The following is an 8161-nucleotide window of genomic DNA, read 5'->3' on the forward strand; positions in this document are numbered from 1 at the left end:
TGCAGCTAAAGGAATAGGACGATGACAAGCGTGAATTATCGCGCGCTGGCGTGCTGTGCCGCACCCGTAGGTTCGGCCATGCCTTCGATGAGAAATCGCAGCCGCTTTCGGCCCAGCCAACTGTCAGTCTCCAGCCGATAGGCCAGCGTGGCCCTGGTTGGCAGTCGCTCGGTGCGACCGAACCAGATCGCGTCGACGACCTGGCCATGATGCAGGAGCTTGAGCGCCGTGTGCTTGCCGGCCACGATGCGTTGCTCCAGGACATCCAGCGTGTCCATGAACAGCGGTGGCGCAAAGCCCTGGCCCCAGACCTGCATCTGCAGCAGCTCGGCCGCTTCGATAGTGCGGTACTCGGCTGGCAGCGGGCCGTCAACCCAGGCCTGACCGCGCAGTGCGGCCTCGTCCAGCCATTCCTGCGCGATGGCCTGCAGTGCCTGCGTGAAGGTCTCAAGGTGTTCACTGGCGATGGTGCAGCCTGCGGCCATCGCATGGCCGCCGAACTTCTGCAGGACATGGGGATGGCGCTTGGCCAGCAGATCCAGTGCATCACGCAAATGGAAGCCGGCGATGGAGCGCCCTGAGCCCTTGAGAAGGCCGCTGCCGGATTCGGCCGCAGCGGGCGCGAACACGAAGGTCGGGCGGTGAAACTGTTCCTTGATGCGCGCAGCCACGATGCCGACGACACCTTCGTGAAAGCCTGCATCGCTGACGGTGATGGCCGCCGGAATGCGCGCATTGCGCGCCACGCGCTGCAGCACGTTGCCGATGGCGACCTGCTTCATATCCGCCTCCAGCTCGCGGCGTTTGACGTTGATGGCATCCAGTAAGGTGGCCAGCTCCTCGGCGCGCTGCGGGTCGTCGGTCAGCAGGCACTCGATGCCACAGCCCATGTCGGTCAGTCGGCCTGCGGCATTCAGGCGCGGTGCCAGCGCAAAGCCCATGTCGCTGGCGTGGGCGTGGGCCGGATCGCGGCGGCTGACGCCAAACAACGCCGCCATGCCGGCAGGCATCTGGCCGGCGCGGATGCGGGCCAGCCCCTGCGTGGCAAGCAGGCGATTATTGGCGTCGAGCGGAACCACATCGGCAACCGTGCCCAGTGCCACCAGCGGCAGTAGCGTGTCCAATCGAGGCTGCTGGCCTGCGTGGAATGCGCCGCGGTTGCGCAAAAGGCTGCGCAGCGCCATCAGCACATAGAACATCACGCCAACGCCAGCGAGGTGCTTGCTGGGGAAATCGCAGCCTGGCTGATTGGGATTGACCAGTGCATCGGCGTCGGGCAGTTGCTCGCCGGGCAAGTGGTGATCGGTGACGATCACGCGCAGCCCCAGTGCGCGGGCGCGCGCCACGCCGTCGACGCTGGCAATGCCATTGTCGACGGTCAGCAGCACATCGGCACCCATGGCCTTGACGCGTTCGGCAAGTCTGGCGGTCAGGCCATAGCCGTCCTCGATGCGGTTGGGCACCAGATAGTCCAGGTGTTGGGCGCCCAGCATGCGCAGCCCGCGGATGGCGACGGCGCAGGCAGTGGCGCCGTCACAGTCGTAGTCGGCCACGACACAGATGCGTTGCTGTGCCGCAATGGCGTCGGCCAGCAATGTCGCTGCGGCGTCGGCGCCTTTGAGCGAGGCGGGAGGCAGCAGCGCTGGCAGGCGACAGTCAAGCTGTGCTGCAGTGCTGATGCCACGCGCAGCGAACAACTGGGCAAGCAGCGGATGAACGCCCGCCTCGCGCAAGATGCGGGCGCGCTCGGCGTCGAAGGAGCGTTGGCAATACTGCAAGGGAAATTGATGCAACGGGTGTCGAAGGGGCTACACGCGTCAGAGCGCGCTCAGCAGTGTGGTAACGGGATCAATGCCGCGCCACCGTTGCCAGTGTGCGCGCCATAGGCGCAGCGGCGAGGCCTTGCGCGGCTGCAGCAGCACGGCATTGCGTTCGCCTGCCAACAGCAGAGCAATGGGTTCTCCGGCGCGCACAGCCTGCAGCAGCCGCGCACCGGATGAGGCATCCCACTGACGCCAGGCGCTGGCCCAGCTCTGAAAGTCGCCGGCCAGCGCCGCGCCGCGCAGGCCAGGCTCTAGATCAACATGGCGCAGCGTCGCAAGTGCCGTTTCGGGCGCATTGGGCACCACGCCCGTGCCTGAGAACCACAGTACGTTGACGGGCGGCAGGCGTTGCGCAGCGCGTTCGTCGTTAACCGGGTGTTCATGGAGCAGCATCTGCGCTTCGGTCTGCAGACGCTGCAAGTGGCGCGTGGCGCCGAGCTCGGGCATTAAGGTGCGCACGTCCTGGCTGACGGCGCGGTCGGCAGAAGGTGTGCACAGGCCAGCGAGCCAGTCGGCACTGGCAAGCCAGCGCCCGTCGGGCAGCGGATGCAGTGTCAATCCCTCTTCAGCCCACAGCGCTGCGAGTGCTTCGCGCAGTGCTGCATTGTGGACGGGGGCAAGCTGCAGCGCGGCCGGGTCATGCAGGGCGATGCTGTCGGTGGTGATGTGCAGATGGCTGGGCGCCACCAGCGCCCAGCCATCGCCTTCGGCCACGGTCATGCCATGGCGCAGGGCCGTCAGTGCCGCAAACGAGGCTGGCGCGGCGGCGTGGGCGTGGTCTGGCCAGGCGAGTTCAAGCAGCGCCTGCTCGTGCGGCGCCAGAGGCGCCTCCTGTGGCAGAAGAAACCACCGCGCAGGCTTCAATAGATTCAGCAGTTGCTGCAGGTTGGGCACCTGCAGTGCAGCGCCGGTGGCGGAAAAAAATTCCGCCATGCCGGCAACGGCAGCAAAGGGCACAACGGTCAAGGGTGTTGGCATGGAGATGGACGGGATGTGCCGGTGTGGCCGCGCCGATTGTAGTTTTTTGTTCGGCAGCCAGCGCAATCGTGCGCGTCAGCCGGGTAATCCATACTAGGCAGTGGTACTTTCCCCCGTCCTACAATGGCTGCAACCTGCTGTGAAGTTTTTTCCTTTGCGCCTTTTCGTGCATCGATTCGGCAGGTTCTGAGGACTGGAAGTTGAGAGATGGTGAGTTGGCAGAGTGTTCTGGATTGGGCGGCAGGTGGCATAACCGGCTGGAGTTGGTGCCAGATTGTGATTTTTACGCTGGTGGTCACGCACATCACCAGCGTTTCAGTCACCTTGTATCTGCATCGCGCGCAGGCGCATCGTGCGTTGGAGGTGCATCCGGCACTGGCGCATTTCTTCCGTTTCTGGCTGTGGCTGACCACTGGGATGAGCACGCGTGAGTGGGTCGCCATCCACCGCAAGCATCACGCGAAATGTGAAACCGAGCAGGACCCCCACAGTCCGCAGGTGTTCGGTATCAAAAAGGTGATGTGGGAGGGCGCCGAGCTTTACCGCGCCGAAGCGCGCAATGCGGAGACGCTGCGCAAATTCAGTCATGGCACGCCCGATGACTGGCTGGAGCGCAATGTTTACGCGCGCTGGAGCATGGCGGGCGTGTCTGCCATGCTGATTGTGGATGTGGCGCTGTTCGGCCTGCCTGGTCTGGCCGTTTGGGCGGTGCAGATGGCCTGGATTCCCTTCTGGGCCGCAGGCGTGGTCAACGGACTGGGGCACTACTGGGGTTACCGCAACTTCGAGGCGCAGGATGCCAGCCGCAACCTTACGCCCTGGGGCGTGGTCATTGGCGGCGAAGAGTTGCACAACAACCACCACACCTACCCGACCTCCGCGAAGTTTTCGGTCAAACCCTACGAGTTCGACCTGGGATGGCTGTACATCCGTCTTCTCCAGGCAGTCGGACTGGCCAAGGTCAAGAAGGTGCCGCCGCGCCTGGTGACCGGCGCACCCAAGCCGGAGGCCGATGTCGATACGCTGGAGTCGCTGATTGCCAACCGCTACGCGATGATGGCCGCCTACGCGCGAAGCGTAAAGCGCACCAGTCGTGCCGAGCTTGCGCGCATCCGGGCCCTGGGGGCGCAGGTGGACGCGCGTCTCTACCGGGCGGCGCGCCGTTGGCTGCACCGTGATGTGGAGCAGGTGCCGCCAGCGGAGCAGGCGCAACTGGCACAGCTGCGCCAGCTTTCGCCAGTGCTTGACCAGATGGTGCAGATGCGCGAGGAACTGCGCCAGCTCTGGCTTAGTACCAGCCTCAGCAGGGACCAGCTGCTCGAGCGCCTGCAGCAATGGTGTCGCAAGGCCGAAGCCAGCGGCATTGGTGCCTTGCAGGAGTTTGCACGGCAGCTGCGCCGGATTCGCGCGGCATAATCGCGTGGCGGTGGGGTGTCGGGCCTGCTCCGGCACACTTTGCGCCCTCGCGCAACGGCCGTCGCCCGTTGCCGCCTCCGTCACCGCGACGGCCGCAATCATCGTATTTGTCTTGGCAGGGGACTTTCCCCTGCTTTTTCATTGACCTGCGCCTGCCTGTTGAGGGTGGCGCTCCCCATTGCCTCGCATGAATACCGAACTTACCCCTGTCACGATCTATACCGACGGTGCCTGCAAGGGCAACCCCGGTGTCGGCGGCTGGGGAGCGCTGCTGCAGTCGGGCGATGCCGTCAAGGAGATCTGGGGGGGGGAGCGCAACACGACCAATAACCGCATGGAACTGCGCGCGGTGATCGAGTCGCTGGCCCTGCTCAAGCGTCCGTGTCACGTCACCCTGTATCTGGACAGCGAATACGTGCGCAAGGGCATCACCGAATGGATCCATGGCTGGAAGGCCAAGGGCTGGAAGACTGCCAGCAAGCAGCCGGTCAAGAACGCAGAGCTTTGGCGCGAGCTGGATGTGCTGGTCCATGAACGTGGTCACCAGATCGAGTGGCGCTGGGTCAAGGGCCATGCGGGCATTCCCGGCAACGAGCGGGCCGATGAACTGGCCAACCGCGGTGTTGCGGAGCTGGGCTGATCTGCTTGGCAACCTATTCACGATCGTGTTGTGCGCTGCGCAGTCAGACAAAAGTGCGGTCGGCAAGGCTGTTCGGTACGCTTTTGCATGGCTGTCCTTTGGAGTGCCTTGCCAGACGCGCGCTGCGGCGTGACAAATCCTCGTCGGGCTACCCGCCCGATTGTGGTTTGCGTCTTGCGTCGCATGGTATGGAGAGAGGCAACGCCGTGCGTAAAAAGCTAGTTGACAAAGTCTGCAGATCATGCAGCGGTTTACGGGATTGGACACGCAGACCCTGTAGCTTGCTGTCACGATTTGCGGTTTGAATTTACAATCGAATGTTTTTGCCGGGGGCAAGACCACTGCCATTTTTATTTCCTTTTTTTCCGGCTGCGCGTTTGGGAGATCCTCTTCCAACGGTTCGTGGTCGGCATTAGCTCTATTCAATGCATCAAGGACAGAAACTCCTCAAAGTCGCCGTTATCTATGACGGCAGTTTTTTCTGGCGTATCAGCAACTACTACCGCTTTACCCACGAGCGCCAAAGTCACCTGAACATCAGCGCATTGCACAATTACCTGCGCCACCACATCAGTGCGATCGAGAACGATGGCGAGGCCTCGCTGTGCCAGATTCAGGAAGCGCATTTTTTTCGTGGGCGGTTCTCGCTCAAGGCCGTGCAGGCCACGCGCGACCCGCTCAAACAGCTGGAGACTGACCGTTTTCAGGACCAGGTTCTGATGTGGGCGGGCGTAGTGTCGCACTACCAGCCGATGAACGAATCGGCCAATCCCCCTGAGGAAAAGGGCGTCGACATCACGCTGGCGCTGGAGACCTACGATCTGGCCGTGCACCGTCATTTCGATGTGGTGGTGCTGTTTACCGGTGCTGCGGACTTCTCGCCGCTGGTGCGCAAGCTCCAGGGTATTGGCTGTCGGGTCATGATTCCCTCCTTCGACCTGCCCAACTATGCCAAGACGTCGCAGCGTCTGATCGAAGAAGCCGCCTACGTATTGCCTCTGTCGGAGCTGATCGACGGCTCGGCCGACGACGAGTATGAGCACCTGCTGGGCGACCTGTTTCGCTGAGTAGTCAGCCCTGAACAATTCGGTTGTCAGCTACAGGTAGGTTTGACGTCGCCGCGAGCGGCGAACAGTGCGGCCAGCAGTGCGGCGATGAGCGCCTGCATCGCCAGCCCGAATCGGGCGCAATAAAGCCGCAGCGCGGCCAGGATCAGGCGCAGGTTGTGCCCAGATCAAGCGGCGCAGCGCCATCGAACCGGCCATTGGGCACATGAAGATGGACGGGCGGCTGGGCCGCAATCCGCTCAAGGGTGCGCTGGGCGATGCGCTGCACGCGGTGATGTGCGGTGCTGGGCCCTGAGCGTTCGAGTGATGCCCCGCTTTTGGCCCGACATCAGCGTCGTAGGGGTTTCCCGGCATGGAGCGCATGCCCACCACCAGGCCCTTTTTCAACGTGGTAGCGATGCTGACCTTCACGCCGAACTCGTACGGTGTCCGGGCTTTGCCTTTGCTGATGCATTCGACCTCGGGCGCATGCAGGGCGTACAGCTTGTTCTTGTCCTTCGTGCGCTGGGTCAGGATGCGGCCCGTGCGCTGCAGAAGATCCTGCACCTTGGCCTTGGCTGCTTCGGGCAACACGTGCATCTGGCGCTGCACCTCGCGATGCAAACGGCCCACACGGGTGCGCAGTGTGCGCACGGCCTTCTTCATGCGCTTGAACTGCTTGGCGTGGGCGTAGCGCCCGATCTGCGCGGCCAGCCGTGGGGCGATGCGGTTGTAGTTCTGGTGCAGTTTCAGCCCATTGCCCTCGGACGCCTTGACCAGATGCTGGCGGTTTCGCTCCAGCAGGCGGCTGTCGGTGGGGTGAGCGATGGCCTTGGGCATCACCGTGGTGTCCACGATCACTTGCTGCACGCTGGCGTTCTTGATGACGCCACCACGCCGGGCGGCGTCGATGCTGGCCGCCAGCAGCGTCTCCACGCCTTCTTCCCCAACGCGCTTTCTCCAGCGCGTGAGGCTGGACGGGTCAATGGGCAGCTCGGTCTGCAGGTAGGTCTTGACCTGCCCCCTCCAGCCATACCAATCAGTTGGAGAGAGGTCCAAGGGTATGTAGGTTAACTGATCCTGCCTCGGTGGTTGATGGGTTGGGATTGCGGTGTTTGGCGGCGAACTCAGCCGGAGAAATCCGGCCAATCGTTCCGTGCGGTCGGACCTCGTTGTAGTCCTGGCGCCAGATGGCGATGACCTCGCGGGCTTGGGCCAGGGATTCGAACCAGTTCTCATTGAGGCATTCATCCCTGAACTTGCCGTTGAAGCTCTCGATGTAGGCGTTTTGAGTTGGCTTGCCTGGCTGAATCAGGATGTGCTGTATGCCTCGTGTCTGCATCCAGGCTATGAATGCTCGGCATGTGAACTCTGGGCCGTTGTCGGTCCTGATGGCCTCTGGGTAGCCCCTGAATCTTGCAGCCCGCTCGAGGATGCGAGCGACGTATGCCCCAGGCATGGAAAGGTCCACAGCGATGTCGACGCACTCATGGGTGAAGTCATCGGCGATAGTCAGGCATTTGATGCGGCGCCCGTTGGACAGCGAGTCGCTGACAAAGTCCAGGCTCCAGGTTTGATTGACCCGGGCAGCGGCCACCAAAGGCGTGCGCTCACCACGGTACTTCTTGCCCTTGTTGCGCTTACGAACGGCCAAGCCTTGCTCGCGATACAGGCGAAACACCTTCTTGTGATTGGTGCCTGGAAACTCTTTGCGCAGCATGTCGTGCACACGACGATACCCAAAGCGCCGGCGCTCCATGGCCACTGCATGAATGCGTTCGTTCAGACGCATCGTGTGCTCATCGAGCTGCGGTGGATGGCGCCAGGCGTCGCGCGACAGCCCCACAAGACGGCAAGCCCTGCGCTCGGAGATCTGGGTCTGCTCCAGCATCCTGGCGATGACCTTGCGCTTGTCTTGCGGGGCTAGCGCTTTACCCCGAAGCCGACCTTGAGCGCCTCAAGGTCGAGATGAGCTTCTGCCAGCAACTTCTTGAGCCTGGAGTTCTCGACCTCCAGGTCCTTCAGGCGCCGGGCCTCATCGGCTTCCATGCCGCCGTACTTGCTTCGCCACTTGTAGAACGTGGGCTCGCTGAACCCACCTTGACGGCAGACCTCCTTGACCGGCAGGCCTGACTCGGCCTGCTTCAAGAACCCAATGATCTGCTGCTCGGTAAATCGACTCTTCCTCATGTCCGTCATTCTCCAAGTTGACGGACCTCACTTCCATTCGATTGGTACGGCTGTGAGGGGGCAGGTCA

6 protein-coding genes and 2 pseudogenes are annotated in these 8161 nt (G+C 62.8%); 4 read left to right on the forward strand and 4 right to left on the reverse strand.

From position 1 onward, the window contains the following. Window positions 1-35: 35 nt before the first annotated feature. The gene (gene recJ / locus AAV94_RS13390) at window positions 36-1778 is read right to left on the reverse strand and encodes a single-stranded-DNA-specific exonuclease RecJ (RefSeq protein ID WP_046742695.1); all 1743 of its coding nucleotides are present in this window, start codon (window positions 1776-1778) and stop codon (window positions 36-38) included. Window positions 1779-1817: 39 nt separating this feature from the next. Further along, complete coding sequence (locus AAV94_RS14480) at window positions 1818-2801, reverse strand: hypothetical protein (RefSeq protein ID WP_156454450.1); 984 nt, start codon at window positions 2799-2801, stop codon at window positions 1818-1820. Window positions 2802-3008: 207 nt separating this feature from the next. Between AAV94_RS14480 and AAV94_RS13400 the strand changes: the two genes are divergently transcribed. The 4 genes and pseudogenes from AAV94_RS13400 to AAV94_RS14975 all read left to right on the forward strand — a co-directional run. Next, on the forward strand, window positions 3009-4217 hold the full coding sequence (locus AAV94_RS13400; protein WP_046742696.1) for a DesA family fatty acid desaturase: 1209 nt from the start codon (window positions 3009-3011) through the stop codon (window positions 4215-4217). Between the two features lie 187 nt (window positions 4218-4404). Continuing rightward, window positions 4405-4857: a ribonuclease HI gene (gene rnhA, locus AAV94_RS13405; RefSeq protein ID WP_046742697.1), complete on the forward strand. Its 453-nt coding sequence runs from the start codon at window positions 4405-4407 to the stop codon at window positions 4855-4857. A gap of 425 nt (window positions 4858-5282) precedes the next feature. Next, window positions 5283-5924 (forward strand): NYN domain-containing protein, encoded by a 642-nt coding sequence (locus AAV94_RS13410; protein ID WP_046742731.1) that lies wholly within the window; start codon window positions 5283-5285, stop codon window positions 5922-5924. 160 nt (window positions 5925-6084) lie between these two features. Next, window positions 6085-6219: pseudogene (locus AAV94_RS14975) on the forward strand (IS5/IS1182 family transposase); the annotation flags it as partial. Between the two features lie 38 nt (window positions 6220-6257). On the opposite strand, the pseudogene AAV94_RS13415 reads toward AAV94_RS14975, so the two are convergent. Beyond that, window positions 6258-6914, reverse strand: a pseudogene (locus AAV94_RS13415) (IS5 family transposase); the annotation flags it as partial. 28 nt (window positions 6915-6942) lie between these two features. Beyond that, window positions 6943-8093, reverse strand: a protein-coding gene (locus AAV94_RS13420; protein ID WP_407927304.1) for an IS3 family transposase whose coding sequence is annotated in 2 segments (ribosomal slippage) — window positions 6943-7847 and window positions 7847-8093 — 1152 coding nt in all. Because the reading frame shifts where the segments join, the coding sequence is not laid out codon by codon here. Window positions 8094-8161 lie beyond the last annotated feature (68 nt).

The sequence above is a fragment of the Lampropedia cohaerens genome, from assembly GCF_001005215.1.
GTDB lineage: Bacteria > Pseudomonadota > Gammaproteobacteria > Burkholderiales > Burkholderiaceae_C > Lampropedia > Lampropedia cohaerens.